Origin of the sequence: Phaeobacter inhibens DSM 16374 (assembly GCF_000473105.1) — a bacterium.
Lineage (GTDB): Bacteria > Pseudomonadota > Alphaproteobacteria > Rhodobacterales > Rhodobacteraceae > Phaeobacter > Phaeobacter inhibens.
The window spans coordinates 1,949,022-1,965,303 of sequence record NZ_KI421498.1 but is presented as its reverse complement, the minus strand read 5'-3'; the positions used below and the strand labels follow the sequence as shown (position 1 = coordinate 1,965,303).

Here is a 16,282-nt window from a genome sequence, read left to right as displayed (position 1 = left end):
GACGGGCACTGTCCGGCCTGCCGGCCGGAGTAGGGTTTAAAGAAACCAGATTGGATTCATCAGAATGATTGACGCCGATCCCACCCTGCGCCCCACGCCTCTGCCCGAAGACAGCGCCGCCGAAAACGACCGTGCCCTGCGGCCGCAGGGGCTGGGCGAATTCATCGGTCAGGCCGAAGCCCGCGCCAATCTGCGTGTGTTCATCGAGAGCGCCCGCCGCCGGGGTGAGGCGATGGATCACACGCTGTTCCATGGCCCCCCGGGTCTGGGTAAAACCACGCTCGCGCAGATCGTCGCCCGCGAACTGGGCGTGAACTTTCGCATGACTTCAGGCCCGGTCTTGGCCAAGGCCGGCGATCTGGCGGCGATCCTCACAAATCTGGAATCCCGCGACGTCCTGTTCATCGACGAAATCCACCGGCTGAACCCGGCGGTGGAGGAGGTGCTCTACCCGGCGATGGAGGATTTCGAGTTGGATCTGGTGATCGGCGAAGGCCCTGCCGCGCGCACTGTGCGCATTGAATTGCAGCCCTTCACCCTTGTTGGTGCCACCACCCGCATGGGCCTGCTGACGACACCGCTGCGCGACCGCTTTGGCATTCCGACGCGGTTGCAATTCTACACCATTGATGAGCTGTTTGAGATTGTCAGCCGCAATGCCCGCAAACTGGGGGCTCCCGCCGATGACGACGGCGCCCGCGAGATCGCGCGGCGCGCCCGCGGCACACCCAGGATCGCCGGACGGCTCCTGCGCCGCGTCGTGGACTTCGCGGTTGTCGAGGGCGATGGCACCATCACCCGGGAGCTGGCCGATGGCGCGCTGACGCGGCTGGGGGTGGATCAGTTGGGGCTGGACGGCGCCGACCGGCGCTATCTGCGGATGGTGGCAGAGAACTATGGCGGCGGACCCGTGGGGATCGAAACCATGTCAGCGGCACTGAGCGAAAGCCGCGACGCGCTGGAGGAGGTGATTGAACCTTACCTGCTGCAACAGGGGCTGATCCAGCGCACGCCGCGCGGCCGAATGCTGGCACATAAAGCCTGGACCCACCTTGGACTGACGCCGCCACGCGGTCAGGGCGACCTGTTGCTATAGGGCGCCATCTGATGTGGCCCCGCGTCATCATGCGTGCGGGTTGGCGTCAAAACAGCCTGAAAGCGTTAAAATGGGTTTGAAGAATTAGAGTCAATTTTAGCGTATGTTTCGCGTGCGAAACATTTGGTCAGTGGTGCTGACATTCCCCGTGCGAACGAGATCACGGCGCCGCGCGAGACGCGGCGCTGCCTCTGGCGGGGGATATCTGTGGCCAGTAGATGCACGGCGATCCCCGGTCGCAACCCTTGCCGTTGATCCCGCGAGCGGGCATTAAGCCCTTTCAAGACCGCAGTCTGAGTAGAGAACCGCATGATGACCCCAGCCGAGATCGAAGCCCTGTTTACCCGCGCGGACGGCGCTTATGCCTTTGCCCGCTGGGGGCGGCCGATTGCGCCGATCGTCTTTGGGGTTGAGGATGAGACGCTGAAAACCGTCAAGGGCGCGCTGGAGGCGGTTGTGACGCTGGCGGGACACCAGATGGCAGAGACCGATCCCGAGCTGGGCGCCAATCTGATGCTGTTCTTTTTCCGCGATTGGGACGAGCTGTTGGAGGTGCCGGACCTTGGCCGGTTGATCCCGGATCTCGATCCGCTGGTGGCGCGTCTGAAACAGGCGGATGCCAGCCAGTACCGCGCCTTCCGGTTTGACGATCAGGGCGGCATCCAGGCCTGCTTTACCTTCCTGCGCATGTCGGGTGACATGGCCAGGCTGCCCGCAGAAACCCTCGCCCTGACGCAGGCGGTGCAGGCGATGCTGACCTGGGGCGACAGCGCCTTTGCCGAGACCTCGCCGCTGGCGGTGTTGCCGGACACCGGCGCCACCATTCTGCGGCCCGAGATTGCCGGGGTGATCGCGGCGGCCTATGATCGGATGATGCCGGTTTCTGCCGCCGACAGTTCCCATGCGCTGCGTCTGTTTGCGCGGCTTCAGGCGCCGGTGACGCCACCCGCAGATGACGCCGCCCCGACCACGCACTGAGCCGTCTCCAGAAAGGCCAAGACAGATGATCCATCGCTTTCCGGTTCGGGTATATTACGAAGACACCGACATGGGCGGCATTGTCTATCACGCCAATTATCTGCGGTTCATCGAACGGGCGCGCAGCGACTGGGTGCGCAACCTCGGCAATGATCAGAACGCCATGCGCGAGGCCGGGCTGATCTGGGTGGTGCGCCGGATTGAGGCGGATTACCTCGCCCCTGCCAAATTCGACGAAGAGCTGCGGATCGAGACCGAGGTGCAGAAGGTCACGCCTGCACGGCTCACCATGTCACAGCAGGTGTTTCGCGGCGAGACGGAGCTGTTTCGCGCCATCGTCACCGTGGTTTGCGTCAATGCAGAGAGTGGCGCGCCCATCCGCCTGCCGGCAGAGATTCGCGCATTGCTGTAACAATTCCTGCTCTCACGGCTGTTTCATTGGCTTTTGGCCTTGAACTGCGATAGCCTTTTGCCAAATCAAAGCCGGGAAACGGCTGAAAAACGGCCAAAAACATAGAGCAGGTCCATGGAAGCAGAAACTCTGGCGTTGGCGCAGGAGATTGATTTCTCCATGTGGGGGCTATTCGCGCGGGCAACCCTGACGGTCAAATTGGTGATGCTGATGCTGGTCGTCGCCTCCGTTTGGTCCTGGGCGATCATCTTGCAGAAACTGATTAATTACCGCCTTGCCCGGCGTGAGGCAGCGGAGTTCGACCGTGCCTTCTGGTCAGGAGAGCCGCTGGACGGTCTGTTCGATCAGATCGGCCCGCAGCCCAAGGGGCAGTCGCAACGGATCTTTGCCGCTGGCATGACCGAATGGCGGCGCAGTCACCGCACCGACGGGGCGCTGATTGCGGGCGCACAGGCGCGGATCGAACGGTCGATGGATGTGGCCATCGCCAAGGAAAGCGAGCATGTCCAGAGCGGTCTGTCGATCCTGGCCACTGTTGGCTCCACCGCGCCGTTTGTCGGGCTGTTCGGCACCGTCTGGGGCATCATGACCGCCTTTATTGAGATTGCGGAGCAGCAGAACACCAACCTCGCTGTTGTGGCGCCGGGCATTGCCGAGGCGCTGATGGCGACCGGTCTGGGGCTTCTGGCGGCGATCCCTGCGGTGATTTTCTACAACAAGCTGAGCGCGGACAGCGACCGCATCATCGGCAGCTACGAAGCCTTTGCCGATGAGTTTTCCACCATCCTCAGCCGCCAGCTGGATTCCTGATCCATGGGCGCCTCGGTTCAACCCAATGCCGCCAATGGGCGCCGCCGGGGACGGCGGCGCAGTCGTGCGCGGCCGATGGCGGAAATCAACGTCACGCCCTTTGTCGATGTGATGCTGGTGCTGCTGATCATCTTTATGGTGGCCGCCCCGTTGATGACGGTTGGTGTGCCGGTGGAGCTGCCAAAGACCGCCGCAGGCGCATTGCCGGGCGATGAGGAGGAACCGCTGACCGTGACCATGACCGCCAGCGGCGAGATCCAGATCCAGACCACTGCCGTGGCCCCGGATGAGCTGATCGCCAAACTGCGCGCCATCGCGGCAGAGCGGTCTTCGGATCAGGTGTTCCTGCGCGCCGATGGGGCGATCCCCTACGAGGCGGTGATGCAGGTGATGGGCGCGCTGAACGCCGGTGGGTTTTCCAGCGTTGGACTGGTGACCGATGTGGGTGGCCCGAGCCTTGACGGGCGTGCCGTCGACGATACCGGACAATAGGCGGGGCACGGGTGTGCAAACCGGAACCAAGATCTCTGTTGCAGGCCACGCACTGCTGGCGGGCTGGGTCGTGTTCGGCGCCTGGTTTCCGTCTGAACCCTTGCCGCTTGCGGTGCAGGATGTGGCGCTGATCAGTTCGGAGGAGTTTGCCAAGCTGAGCCAGCAGCGCGCCGCGCCAGTTGTGGCGGATTCCGCAGGTGATCTGACCCAGCCCGAACTAGAGCCGCGCCCGGAGCTAACGTCACCGCCAGAGCCGGATCCAGAGCCGCAGATCACCCAGCCTGAGCCGGTGACCCCGCCTGAACCGGATGCCGAGTTGGGCGAGCGGCCAGAACCGCAGCCGGTCGAGCCGGCCCCGCCGGTCGCCGCGCCGACGCCGCCGGATGTGCCTGATGCAACGACTGTGACGCCGCAATTGACCGAGCGCCCGCAGCTGCGCCCGGTTGATCGGGTTGCACCAACACCTGTCGCACCGCCGGAACCAGACACGCAGATTGCCGATGTAGCCCAGCCCGAGGTGTCCGATGAGGTCGGGACCGAACCTGCACAGGAATCCCAGCAGGCCACCGCCGAAGCGGCGGCCAATGACCGGATCGTGACCGAGGAGGTCGAGGCCGAGACCGATCAGGTGGCCAGCGCCGCCCCCGCGCAGTCCTTGCGCCCGAGGCGGCGACCTGATCGCCCTGAACCGGTGGCGCAGCCCGAACCGGAGCCCAATGCGGCGGAACCTGAAACCGCCCCATCCCCGGATCGCTCTGATGCGGTGGAGGATGCATTGGCCGCAGCCCTTGCCGGTGGCGGCGAGGTGGAAGCGCCGGAACCCTCCGGTCCGCCGCTGACCAGCGGAGAGAAGGACGCATTGCGGGTTGCGGTGCAGCAATGCTGGAACGTCGGCTCGCTGTCATCGGAGGCACTGCGCACCACCGTGGTGGTCTCCGTCGCATTGACACAGGATGGCCGACCGGAGGAGGGCAGCATTCGAATGCTGTCCAGCACTGGCGGATCAGGTTCGGCGGCCAATCAGGCCTTTGGCGCGGCACGGCGGGCGATTTTGCGCTGCGGTGCGCGCGGCTTTCAACTTCCGTCTGACAAATATGCCCAATGGCGTAATATCGAAATGACCTTCAATCCCGAAAGGATGCGGATCAAATGAGGACATATCTGGCAACGCTCGTGATGGGCGCGACCCTGCTGGGAGCGGCGGTGATGGCACCGGTTGTGCCTGCGCAGGCACAGGATGGCCCGCTCAGGATCGAAATCACCGACGGGGTGATCGAACCCTTGCCCTATGCGGTGCCCGGCTTTGTGCCCGAAACCCCTGCCGCTGCTGAACTGGCGCGCGATATCTCGCGGGTGATCGCAGCGGATCTGAGCGGCACCGGCCTGTTTCGTGAGGTGCCGGCCTCGGCGCATATCTCCAAAGTAACCGATTTTGACGCTGCGGTGTCCTATGCCGACTGGAAGGCTGTGAATGCGCAGGCGCTGATCACCGGCGCGCTCAGCGTCAATGGCAATCGGCTGACAGTGCGGTTTCGTGGGCATGATGTCTTTGCGGAGAAGGAACTCGGCACGGGGCTGCAATTTTCCGGCACCACCGATGGCTGGCGGCGTATGGCGCATAAGGTGGCGGATGTGATCTACAGCCGCATCACCGGCGAGAGCGGCTATTTCGACAGCCGCGTGGTGTTCGTCTCCGAAAGCGGGCCGAAGAATGACCGACGCAAGCGCTTGGCGATCATGGATTACGATGGCGCCAACGTGCAGTATCTGACCAACAGCGCCTCCATCGTGCTGGCGCCGCGGTTCTCGCCCACCGGTGACCGGGTGCTTTACACCAGCTATGAGAGCGGCTTTCCGCAGATCCATGTGCTGGATGTGGGCAGCGTTCAACGCCGGGTTCTGTCGGCGGACAATGGCATAATGAGCTTTGCGCCGCGCTTTGCCCCGGATGGGCGCACGGTGGTTTATTCGCAATCGCAGGGCGGCAATACCGATATTTTTACCATGAATATCGACACCGGCGCCCGCACTCGTCTGACCAGCGCACCGTCGATTGAAACGGCCCCGTCGTTTTCGCCGGATGGCAGTCAGATTGTTTTTGAAAGCGACCGTTCCGGCGCGCCGCAGCTTTATGTGATGGCTGCCACCGGCGGCGAGGCCCGGCGGATCAGCTTTGGCGCGGGGCGCTACGGCACCCCGGTCTGGTCACCGCGCGGCGATATGATCGCCTTTACCAAACAGAACAAGGGCCGGTTCCACATTGGTGTGATGCGCACCGATGGCAGCGAAGAACGCTTGCTGACGGCGTCTTTCCTCGATGAGGGGCCAACCTGGTCGCCCAATGGCCGGGTGATCATGTTCACCCGCGAAACGCAGGGTGCCAGCGGCCGGGCGCTGCTTTATTCGGTGGATGTTTCAGGGCGCAACCTGAAACCTGTGCGCACCCCGGATGGCGCGTCGGACCCGGCATGGTCGCCGCTGCAGAACTGAGGTGTCGCGCGTCTGCCATGCCGGCCCGATGCGCGCGCCAGGAACGAAGACCAAAGTGGCAGCGGCACCAGCGCTGTGATAAATCTGGTGCAAGATATGGAAACGGGACGAGGCGGACATCATGAGTGGTTTGACAAAAGCGATGCTGGTGGCAGCGGCATTGGGACTGAGTGCCTGTGCAGGCAATCCCTGGGACGATACGGCAGGAGGCAATGGCTCCGGTGCGGGAGCGGGCGCAGGCGCCGCGGGACAGCTTGATCCCAGCAGCCCGGCTTATTTCCAGCAGACCGTTGGAGACCGGGTGTTGTTTGCGGTTGACCAGTCGACCCTTTCGCCCGCCGCGCAGAGCGTTCTGCAGGGGCAGGCGCGCTGGCTGACCGCGAACCCGGACTATGTGGTCACTATCGAAGGCCACGCGGATGAGCAGGGCACGCGGGAATATAACCTCGCCCTCGGGGCGCGCCGCGCCAATGCCGCGCGGGAATATCTGCTGTCGCAAGGAGTGGCGGGCAACCGCCTGCAAGTCGTCAGCTTTGGCAAGGAACGCCCGCTGGAGATCTGCTCGAATGAGGCTTGTTACACCAAGAACCGTCGCGCGGTCACCGTGCTGGCGGGTGGTCTGACGGGGTAAGCGATCATGCAACTGCGCCCTTTTGCGATTGCCGCCCTTGCACTGACCCTGGCCATGCCGCCGCTGATGGCGCGGGCGCAGGATGAACAGACCCTCGCCGATATTCGTCAGGAGCTGACGGTGCTGCACGTCGAAATCCAGCGGCTGAAGCGGGAAATGTCGACCACTGGCAGCCCGCAGACCAATGTCGCAGGTGACAGCGTGCTGGATCGGGTCAGCGCCATCGAGGCCGAGCTGCAGCGGCTGACCGCGCAGACCGAACAGCTGTCTTACCGGGTGGATCGCGTGGTGCAGGATGGCACCAACCGGATCGGTGATCTGGAATTCCGGCTGGTGGAGCTGGAAGGCGGCGATATCTCGCAGCTGGGCGAAACCACCACGCTTGGCGGTGGGGAATTGCCGGAAGGCGGCGCACCGGCCCTGCCGGCGACGCCGGGCACGGCTGTTGATACCACCTCTGAGCTGGCCGTGGGGGAACAGGCGGATTTCGATGCCGCCAAAGCGGCGCTGGACAGCGGCGCCTATCAGGAGGCGGCGGAGAAATTTGCAGCCTTCACGCAGGCTTATCCGGGCAGCCCCTTGGCCGCTGCGGTGGAATATAACCGTGGCAAGGCGCTTGATGGGTTGGGCGACACCCGTGAGGCCGCGCGGGCCTATCTGGCGTCCTTCTCCGGCAATGCCACGGGTGAGACCGCGCCAAAAGCGTTGTTTGAACTTGGCGCAGCTCTGGGACGGCTGGGACAGACCAGTCAGGCCTGCGTGACCCTCGCCGAAGTTGGCAGCCGGTTCCCCGGCGTCGCCGAGACGGCCGCAGCGGAGGCGGAGCGCGCCAAACTGGCCTGCAATTGACCCGCCCCGACCGGGATATCCTGGCCATCGTGCAGGAGCAGTTCCGATCTGCCCTGCCTGCGAGGCTAGGGGTCGCGGTCTCCGGGGGAGGTGATTCGATGGCGCTCATGCATTTGCTGCATGAGTGTTTTGCCGATGTTGGCGTCGAGATCTGTGTTGCGACCGTGGATCACGGGTTGCGCCCGACCTCCGGTGAAGAGGCGCAGATGGTTGCGGGCGCCGCTGCCAAACTGGGCATGGCCCATGACATCCTGCAATGGTGCGACCGTCCGACGGCAGGGCAGGCGGGCAACCTGCAGGAACAGGCCCGCAATGCGCGCTATGCGCTGCTGACCTCCTGGGCGCAGTTGAATGACATCTCCACGGTGGCGCTGGGTCATACGGCGGATGATCAGGCTGAAACGCTGCTAATGCGGCTGGGCCGGTCGTCGGGCGTCTCTGGGCTGTCGGCCATGTCGCGTAGCCGGGCAATGGAGGGTGTGACGCTGCTGCGCCCGCTATTGGAGGTCACACGCGAAGAGCTGCGCGCGTATCTGCGTACCCGCGAGTGCTGCTGGGTCGAGGATCCCAGCAATGAGGATGCCCGATTTGAACGGGTCAGGGTGCGTCAGGCAATGGACGCGCTGGCACCGCTGGGGCTGACGGTGGAGCGGCTGGCGGCCGTGGCGCGCAATATGGGCACCGCCCGTGAAGCGCTGGATTGGTATACGTTTTTGGCTGCCCGGGACATGGCCGAGGTGCGCGATGGCGCGATTGTGATCGATCAGCGCCAGTTCCGCACCCTGCCGGATGAAATCGCCCATCGGCTGTTGGTGCGGTCGGTGCAATGGGTCAGCGGGGCGGTGCATCCGCCACGCCGGGAACCGATGGTCAAGGCGCGCGACGCGGTGCGCCACGGGGGGTCCTTCACCCTTGGGGGCTGCCGGATGATCACCCGCAGGCAGCGCACCTGGATTTGCCGCGAATATAAGCCGGTTGCCGAAGAGGTGGCGCTGCCGGGCAAAATCTGGGACCAGCGCTGGCGGGTTTTTGGCGGAGAGGTGACGGACCACGAGGTGCGCGCGCTGGGGCCGGAGGGGTTGCTGCATTGCCCTGACTGGCGCCGGGCCGAGGTGCCGGGCGCGGTTTTGCAGGCGACACCGGCGGTGTGGAAACAGGATCAGCTGATTGCCGCCCCATTGGCGGGAAATGGCAACGGATGGTCCGCAGAACTGGTCCAGAACAGCGAAGAGTTCTTCACAGCTCTTTTATCGCATTGAACCTCAGTGAAGTATCCCTATTTTAGAGGCAACGAAGGCGGCCTGCCAGGTGCGCCTCGCATATTGGGAGACTTTCCTTGGGCAACGTACGCAATATCGCCTTTTGGGTTGTTCTGTTTGTGCTCGTCTTGGCGCTGTTCAACTTGTTCAGTGGTTCCGGCAGCACCATGCAGAGCCGAGAGAAGACTTTTTCTGATTTTGTCAGCGCGGTTGAAAACGGCAATGTCAGCACTGTGACGCTGGATGGCGAACAGGTTCGCTACACCACGTCGGACGGCCAGAATTTCATGACCATCAAACCCGGCGATGCCGAGGTGACCACGCTGTTGATCGACAACAACATCCCGGTGCGCGCTGAAAAACAGCAGCAGTCCGGGTTTCAGTCATTCCTGCTGACGCTGTTGCCCTTCCTGCTGCTGATTGGTGTCTGGATCTATTTCATGAACCGGATGCAGGGTGGCGGCAAAGGTGGCGCCATGGGCTTTGGCAAGTCAAAGGCCAAGATGCTGACCGAAAAGCACGGTCGCGTGACCTTCGACGATGTTGCGGGCATTGATGAGGCCAAGGAAGAGCTGGAAGAGATCGTTGAATTCCTGCGCAACCCGCAGAAATTCTCGCGCCTCGGCGGCAAGATCCCCAAAGGCGCCTTGCTGGTGGGCCCTCCGGGCACTGGTAAAACGCTGCTGGCGCGGGCCATTGCCGGTGAGGCGGGTGTGCCGTTCTTCACCATCTCCGGTTCCGACTTTGTTGAGATGTTCGTCGGTGTCGGTGCATCCCGTGTGCGCGACATGTTCGAACAGGCGAAGAAAAACGCGCCTTGTATTGTCTTCATCGACGAGATCGACGCGGTGGGTCGCCACCGTGGCGCCGGTTACGGCGGCGGCAATGATGAGCGTGAGCAGACGCTGAACCAGCTGCTGGTTGAGATGGACGGTTTTGAGGCCAACGAAGGCGTGATCATCCTGGCGGCCACCAACCGCAAGGATGTTCTGGACCCTGCCTTGCTGCGTCCGGGCCGGTTTGACCGTAACGTCACCGTCGGCAACCCTGACATCAAGGGCCGTGAGAAGATCCTCGGCGTGCATGCGCGCAAAACTCCGCTTGGTCCCGACGTTGATCTGCGCATCATCGCCCGCGGTACCCCCGGGTTCTCGGGCGCGGATCTGGCCAACCTTGTGAATGAGGCGGCGCTGATGGCGGCCCGTGTCGGTCGTCGCTTTGTCACCATGGAAGATTTCGAATCAGCCAAGGACAAGGTGATGATGGGGGCGGAGCGCCGCTCCATGGTGCTGACGCAGGACCAGAAGGAAAAAACCGCCTATCATGAATCGGGTCATGCCGTCGTGGGTATGGCGCTGCCGCTGTGCGATCCGGTCTACAAGGCGACGATCATCCCGCGCGGTGGTGCGCTGGGTATGGTGGTGTCACTGCCAGAAATGGACCGTCTGAACTATCACCGTGATGAATGTCAGCAGAAACTGGCGATGACCATGGCGGGTAAGGCTGCTGAGGTGATCAAATACGGTGAGGACCATGTCTCCAACGGTCCGGCGGGCGACATCCAGCAGGCCAGCCAGCTGGCGCGTGCCATGGTGCTGCGCTGGGGTATGTCGGACAAGGTCGGCAATATCGACTACGCCGAAGCGCATGAGGGCTACTCCGGCAATACGGCTGGCTTCTCGGTCTCAGCCAACACCAAAGAGCTGATCGAGGATGAGGTGAAGCGCTTTATCCAGCAGGGCTATGATCAGGCGTTGCAGATCCTCAAGGATAAGAATGAGGAATGGGAACGGCTGGCGCAGGGGCTGCTGGAGTATGAGACCCTCACCGGTGACGAGATCAAACGCGTCATGAAGGGCGAACCGCCGCAGGCGGGCGAGGATGAGGGCGACGATGCCGATACCGGCGGCGCCTCTGTCACCGCGATTCCGAAGGCCAAGCCGAAGAAATCCACATCGGATGACGGCATGGCGCCGGAGCCGTCCTCCTGACGGTAAGGCACCCGGAATACTGCACAATCAGACCCGGTCACCCCACAGGTGGCCGGGTTTTTTGATGCGCTGCCTTTGGTCGGCTGACAGTGACCCACAGAGGTTGTTCCGGGGCTGGTCAGGAACAGGGTGCGTGCCTATGGTGGCGCTGATTTGTCAGGATATTTTGCAGTGGAGATGCCCCCATGCCAGTGATGCGCGAAACCGAGTTTCAGGGAGAGGTGACCTGGATCGGCTATGTTCCGGCTGCCACCGGTGGGCTGCGGTCCGAACAGCAGGATCAGCTGACGCTGGGCTTTGACGGTATCGCGGGTGAGCGCCACGAAGGTGCCTTGCGGGCCTCCTGTGTGCGGGTGCGCAACCTGCATCCCGAGGGCACGGAAATCCGCAACCTGCGCCAGATCAGCATCCTGTCGGAAGAAGAGCTGGCGTTGATCGCCTCTGATATGGGGATGGAGCGGATTGATCCCGTCCATCTTGGGGCGACGCTGGTGCTGCGCGGTATTCCCGACCTCAGCCATCTGCCGCCGTCCAGCCGGTTGCAGGGGCCGGATGGGGTGACCCTGACGGTGGATATTGAAAACCGTCCCTGCATTTTCCCGGCCAAGGAAATCGAGAAGGACCACGCGGGCTTTGGTCCGAAGTTCAAGCCAGCAGCCACCGGCAGACGCGGTGTGATGGCCTGGGTGGAACGGCCCGGCGTGCTGAAAGCGGGGGAAACCCTGCGCCTGTTTGTGCCGGATCAACCGGCCTGGGCGCCCTGAGGTCCGGCTTGAGTCGGGCCAATCTGCCCATCGGGGTTGCGTATAGGCGTCGGCCTGACACGATTGGCGATCTTTGGCTGCCCTAGGGTGAGTGAACGCCGTTTCAATGCCTGATCATGTCGGAAATCACGCGCATCGAATGTCGCAGAAGGGCTAAGTCTTGCGGGAAACCGGCACGGCTGTGCCTGTCCATTCGAGACCTCACAATTCAGGAACCCGGCCATGAGCTACAAGAGTGACATCGAAATCGCCCGCGAGGCGCAGAAGCGTCCGATCCAGGAAATCGGTGAAAAGATCGGCATCTCCAGCGACGATCTGCTGCCCTATGGCCACGACAAGGCGAAGGTGAGCCAGGAGTTCATCAACTCGGTGCAGTCGAAGGAAGACGGCAAGCTGATCCTGGTAACCGCGATCAACCCGACCCCGGCGGGCGAAGGCAAGACCACCACCACCGTGGGTCTGGGCGACGGCCTGAACCGCATCGGCAAAAACGCGATGATCTGTATCCGCGAAGCGAGCCTCGGCCCGAACTTCGGTATGAAGGGGGGCGCCGCAGGTGGCGGTTACGCACAGGTTGTTCCGATGGAGGAAATGAACCTCCACTTCACCGGTGACTTCCACGCCATCACCTCTGCCCACTCGCTGCTGTCGGCGATGATCGACAACCACATCTACTGGGGCAATGAGTGCGAAATCGACATCCGTCGTGTGGCATGGCGTCGTGTGGTCGACATGAACGACCGCGCCCTGCGTCAGATCACTGCCTCGCTCGGTGGGGTGTCGAACGGCTTCCCGCGCGAAACCGGCTTTGACATCACCGTGGCATCCGAAGTTATGGCGATCCTCTGCCTGGCCAATGATCTGAAGGATCTGGAAAAGCGTCTGGGCGACATCATCGTGGCCTATCGCCGCGACAAGACCCCGGTTTACTGCCGCGACATCAAGGCAGAAGGCGCAATGACCGTTCTGCTGAAAGACGCAATGCAGCCGAACCTGGTGCAGACCCTCGAAAACAACCCGGCCTTTGTCCACGGTGGCCCGTTCGCGAACATCGCACATGGCTGTAACTCCGTGATCGCAACCAAGACCGCGCTGAAAGTCGCCGACTATGTCGTCACCGAAGCAGGCTTTGGTGCGGATCTTGGTGCCGAGAAGTTCATGAACATCAAATGCCGCAAGGCAGGCATCGCACCGTCCGCGGTTGTGCTGGTTGCCACCGTGCGCGCGATGAAGATGAACGGCGGCGTCGCCAAGGCGGATCTGGGCGCTGAGAATGTCGACGCCGTGAACTCCGGCTGTGCCAACCTTGGTCGCCACATCGAGAACATCAAATCCTTTGGTGTGCCGGTTGTTGTCGCAATCAACCACTTCGTGACCGACACTGATGCGGAAGTGGAGGCCGTTAAAGCCTACGCCGCCACTCATGGTGTTGAAGCGGTGCTGTCGCGCCACTGGGAACTGGGATCTGAAGGCTCGGCACCGCTGGCCGAAAAAGTCGTGGAAATCATCGAAGGTGGCTCGGCCAACTTTGCACCGATCTACCCCGACGACATGCCGCTGTTTGAGAAGATCGAAACCATCGCCAAGCGCATCTACCGTGCTGACGAGGTTCTGGCCGACAACAAGATCCGCAACCAGCTGAAAGAATGGGAAGAAGCGGGCTATGGCAACCTGCCGGTCTGCATGGCGAAAACCCAGTATTCCTTCTCGACCGATCCGTCCCTGCGCGGCGCACCAACCGGCCATTCGGTTCCTGTCCGTGAAGTACGTCTGTCGGCGGGTGCCGGTTTCATCGTCGCAGTCTGCGGCGAGATCATGACCATGCCGGGTCTGCCACGTAAACCTGCGTCGGAAAGCATCCGCCTGAACGATGATGGCCAGATCGAAGGCTTGTTCTAAGGCCTGAAATAGGCAATCTGCGGCCCGGGGAGCCTCCCCGGGCCGCAGGAGTTTGAAGATGACTGACCGACACCCGCCACAAGACTGTGCTGATATGCCAGCACTGCGGCAGCAGATCGACAGGCTGGACCGGGATCTGATTGCGCTGCTGGCAGAACGGGCGGGCTATATCGACCGCGCGATCGCGCTGAAGACGGCCAACAACTGGCCTGCGCGCATTCCGGCCCGCGTCGAAGAGGTGGTTGCAAACGCCCGGACCACGGCCAGCGCTGCGGGGCTAGACCCCGATCTGGTCGAGAGCTTGTGGCGCCAGCTGGTAGAATGGTCGATTGCCCGTGAGGCACGGGTGATCCGCGAGGAGTAACGCGCAGCCCTATGTGGCGCGCAGCAAGAGGACAAAAGCAATGGCAGCGAATATCATCGACGGGAAGGCCTTTGCCGCCACCGTACGTGAAAAGGTGGCAGGCCACGTGGCCCGGCTGAAGGAAGAGCACGACATCACCCCCGGTCTGGCCGTGGTGCTGGTGGGCGAAGACCCGGCAAGCCAGGTCTATGTGCGCTCCAAAGGCAAGCAGACCGTTGAAGTTGGCATGAATTCCTTTGAACATAAGATGGATGCTGACACCTCTGAGGCGGATCTTCTGGCGGTTGTTGACACGCTGAACAACGACCCCTCGGTCCATGGTATTCTGGTTCAGCTGCCGCTGCCCGGTCATTTGAACGAAGATCTGATCATCAATTCCATCGCGCCGGAGAAGGACGTGGACGGGTTCCACATTTCCAACGTGGGTCTGCTGGGCACGGGTCAAAAGAGCATGGTGCCCTGCACGCCCTTGGGCTGCCTGATGATGCTGCGCGACTATCACGGCTCGCTGTCGGGCATGGACGCGGTTGTGATTGGCCGTTCCAATATCGTCGGCAAGCCGATGGCGCAGCTCCTCTTGGGGGACAGCTGCACCGTGACCATCGCGCATTCCCGCACCAAGGATTTGCCGGATGTTGTTCGCCGCGCGGATATCGTGGTTGCTGCTGTGGGTCGTCCGGAAATGGTGCCGGGCGATTGGATCAAGGAAGGCGCCACCGTGATCGACGTGGGCATCAACCGTATCCCCGCGCCTGAAAAGGGCGAAGGCAAGATGAAGCTGGTGGGGGATGTGGATTACGCCAGCTGCGCCGAGCGCGCAGGCGCGATCACCCCGGTGCCCGGCGGCGTTGGCCCGATGACCATTGCCTGCCTGTTGGCCAACACCGTGACCGCCTGCTGCCGCGCCAATGGGCTGGCAGAGCCGGAAGGCCTGACTGCGTAAACCCCGCGCAAAACCACAACGGTAACGTTTGATACTCCTGTCGGATGCCCCCCTCTCAGCGGCAAAGCCGCCTGACGGGCAGCGGGCGGGAGTATTTTTGGGAAAGGTGACGGGTAGCGGCGCTTAGACTGACACCGGCACCATTGTGCCCTGCAGAACGGCGATCAGTTTTTCCTCTGCGCCGGTGATGGCATAGACTTCGGCGGTGACGATGATCAGGCGGCGGCCGGGTTTGATGACCTTGCCGGTGGCACGCAGAAGATCGCCCGCGCCCGGTGCGAGGAGGTTGATCTTCATCTCGGCTGTCATGACCTCGCTGTCCTCGGGCATCAGGGTGAGGGCGGCGTAACCTGCGGCACTGTCACCGATGGCAAAGCTGAGGGCGGCATGGGCCACCCCGTGTTGCTGGCGGCTGCCCGGCAGGATGGGCGCGGAGATGGTGACGGTGCCTTCGCCGACCTCTGCAATATTTGCGCCCAGCGTCTGCATCATGGTCTGTTTGGCAAAACTGTCGCGGATGCGCTGTTCGATCATGGCGGTCCCTTTCACATGTGCAGCCAGCATAGACCACGCATGCTGCGATGGGGATGTGACGCTGCGCGCAGATCTATTGCAGAGGGTCAGCGCGGCATCGGGCAGGGCAGTGGGCGCGGGCCGGTGAGAATCGCCAGGGCCCGTGGCGACATCAGATCCCGCAGCGCGTCATGGGTGGTGCAGAGGCCGCCGGTATAGGTGCCGAAGGCGGGCAGGATCAGGCGCTGGTGATCTGCGAGAAATGCCGGTCGCGCGTTGCCACGCAGGCGGGCCTTGGGGTGGTAATGCCCGGAGATTTCAGCGGTGACGTCTGTTGCGCTCTCGCTTGTAAATGTGGGTTCGGCGATGTGACGAAACAGCAGCGGGCCGAGGGTCAGGCTGTCATGTGCCTCGCCCGCCAACCCGGTGGGGGCGGGGTCATGGTTGCCGGTGATCCAGATCCAGCGGTGGGCCGCGATCAGCTGGTCGAGACGGGTTTGGTCGGCATCTGACAAGGCTGCGGTTGCGGCATTATCGTCGAAACTGTCGCCGAGGCAGATGACCGTTTCGGGGCGTGTCTGGTCGATCACCGCTGCGAGACGCTCAAGCGTGTCGCGAGTCTCATAGGGGGGCAGGGCGGTGCCGCCGCGTCTGAGCTGGCGTTCGGATTTTCCCAAGTGAAGATCGGCGACGCAGAGCAGTCTGCGCGCCTGCCACCAGAGCGCGCCGGAGCCAAGCGCTGTGAGCTGCTGGTCTGCGAGGGAGAAATCATAGCCGGTCATGGCTGCTCT

17 protein-coding genes are annotated in these 16,282 nt (G+C 62.8%); 15 read left to right on the top strand and 2 right to left on the bottom strand.

Translation table 11 applies throughout. The annotated features are described in order from the left end of the window. Window positions 1-64: 64 nt before the first annotated feature. From ruvB to folD, 15 genes are all read left to right on the top strand, one after another. Window positions 65-1,096: a Holliday junction branch migration DNA helicase RuvB gene (gene ruvB / locus INHI_RS0113210; protein WP_027247941.1), complete on the top strand. Its 1,032-nt coding sequence runs from the start codon at window positions 65-67 to the stop codon at window positions 1,094-1,096. Window positions 1,097-1,405: 309 nt separating this feature from the next. Then, entirely contained in the window at window positions 1,406-2,074 is a 669-nt protein-coding gene (locus tag INHI_RS0113205) for a hypothetical protein (RefSeq protein WP_027247940.1), read from the top strand. Window positions 2,075-2,099: 25 nt separating this feature from the next. Further along, on the top strand, window positions 2,100-2,486 hold the full coding sequence (gene ybgC, locus INHI_RS0113200) for a tol-pal system-associated acyl-CoA thioesterase (protein WP_014879236.1): 387 nt from the start codon (window positions 2,100-2,102) through the stop codon (window positions 2,484-2,486). A 114-nt stretch (window positions 2,487-2,600) separates the two neighbouring features. Next, window positions 2,601-3,296 (top strand): protein TolQ, encoded by a 696-nt coding sequence (gene tolQ / locus INHI_RS0113195; protein ID WP_027247939.1) that lies wholly within the window; start codon window positions 2,601-2,603, stop codon window positions 3,294-3,296. A gap of 3 nt (window positions 3,297-3,299) precedes the next feature. Next, window positions 3,300-3,788, top strand: coding sequence for a protein TolR (gene tolR / locus INHI_RS0113190; protein ID WP_027247938.1), 489 nt, complete (start codon window positions 3,300-3,302; stop codon window positions 3,786-3,788). Window positions 3,789-3,801: 13 nt separating this feature from the next. Then, window positions 3,802-4,941, top strand: coding sequence for a cell envelope integrity protein TolA (tolA, locus tag INHI_RS0113185; protein ID WP_027247937.1), 1,140 nt, complete (start codon window positions 3,802-3,804; stop codon window positions 4,939-4,941). Then, window positions 4,938-6,278, top strand: coding sequence for a Tol-Pal system beta propeller repeat protein TolB (gene tolB / locus INHI_RS0113180; protein ID WP_027247936.1), 1,341 nt, complete (start codon window positions 4,938-4,940; stop codon window positions 6,276-6,278). The genes tolA and tolB overlap by 4 nt, the downstream gene beginning before the upstream one ends. A gap of 121 nt (window positions 6,279-6,399) precedes the next feature. Continuing rightward, on the top strand, window positions 6,400-6,909 hold the full coding sequence (gene pal, locus INHI_RS0113175; protein WP_014879240.1) for a peptidoglycan-associated lipoprotein Pal: 510 nt from the start codon (window positions 6,400-6,402) through the stop codon (window positions 6,907-6,909). Between the two features lie 6 nt (window positions 6,910-6,915). Continuing rightward, complete coding sequence (ybgF, locus tag INHI_RS0113170) at window positions 6,916-7,758, top strand: tol-pal system protein YbgF (protein ID WP_014873692.1); 843 nt, start codon at window positions 6,916-6,918, stop codon at window positions 7,756-7,758. Window positions 7,759-7,811: 53 nt separating this feature from the next. After that, window positions 7,812-9,017, top strand: a complete 1,206-nt coding sequence (gene tilS, locus INHI_RS0113165) for a tRNA lysidine(34) synthetase TilS (protein WP_302621424.1) — start codon at window positions 7,812-7,814, stop codon at window positions 9,015-9,017. A gap of 77 nt (window positions 9,018-9,094) precedes the next feature. Next, window positions 9,095-11,008, top strand: a complete 1,914-nt coding sequence (gene ftsH / locus INHI_RS0113160) for an ATP-dependent zinc metalloprotease FtsH (protein WP_014873694.1) — start codon at window positions 9,095-9,097, stop codon at window positions 11,006-11,008. Between the two features lie 185 nt (window positions 11,009-11,193). After that, a complete protein-coding gene (locus INHI_RS0113155) occupies window positions 11,194-11,772 on the top strand; it encodes an MOSC domain-containing protein (protein ID WP_014879242.1) in 579 nt (192 codons plus the stop codon). 222 nt (window positions 11,773-11,994) lie between these two features. Next, the gene (locus tag INHI_RS0113150; RefSeq protein ID WP_014873696.1) at window positions 11,995-13,671 is read left to right on the top strand and encodes a formate--tetrahydrofolate ligase; all 1,677 of its coding nucleotides are present in this window, start codon (window positions 11,995-11,997) and stop codon (window positions 13,669-13,671) included. 58 nt (window positions 13,672-13,729) lie between these two features. Continuing rightward, on the top strand, window positions 13,730-14,035 hold the full coding sequence (locus INHI_RS0113145; RefSeq protein WP_014873697.1) for a chorismate mutase: 306 nt from the start codon (window positions 13,730-13,732) through the stop codon (window positions 14,033-14,035). A 40-nt stretch (window positions 14,036-14,075) separates the two neighbouring features. After that, window positions 14,076-14,978 carry a bifunctional methylenetetrahydrofolate dehydrogenase/methenyltetrahydrofolate cyclohydrolase FolD gene (folD, locus tag INHI_RS0113140; RefSeq protein WP_027247934.1) on the top strand — a complete coding sequence of 301 codons (903 nt, stop codon included), beginning with the start codon at window positions 14,076-14,078 and terminating at the stop codon, window positions 14,976-14,978. A gap of 123 nt (window positions 14,979-15,101) precedes the next feature. On the opposite strand, the gene INHI_RS0113135 is transcribed toward folD, so the two are convergent. Further along, complete coding sequence (locus tag INHI_RS0113135) at window positions 15,102-15,512, bottom strand: PaaI family thioesterase (RefSeq protein ID WP_027247933.1); 411 nt, start codon at window positions 15,510-15,512, stop codon at window positions 15,102-15,104. A gap of 86 nt (window positions 15,513-15,598) precedes the next feature. Then, window positions 15,599-16,273, bottom strand: coding sequence for a ligase-associated DNA damage response endonuclease PdeM (gene pdeM / locus INHI_RS0113130; protein WP_027247932.1), 675 nt, complete (start codon window positions 16,271-16,273; stop codon window positions 15,599-15,601). Window positions 16,274-16,282: the final 9 nt, after the last annotated feature.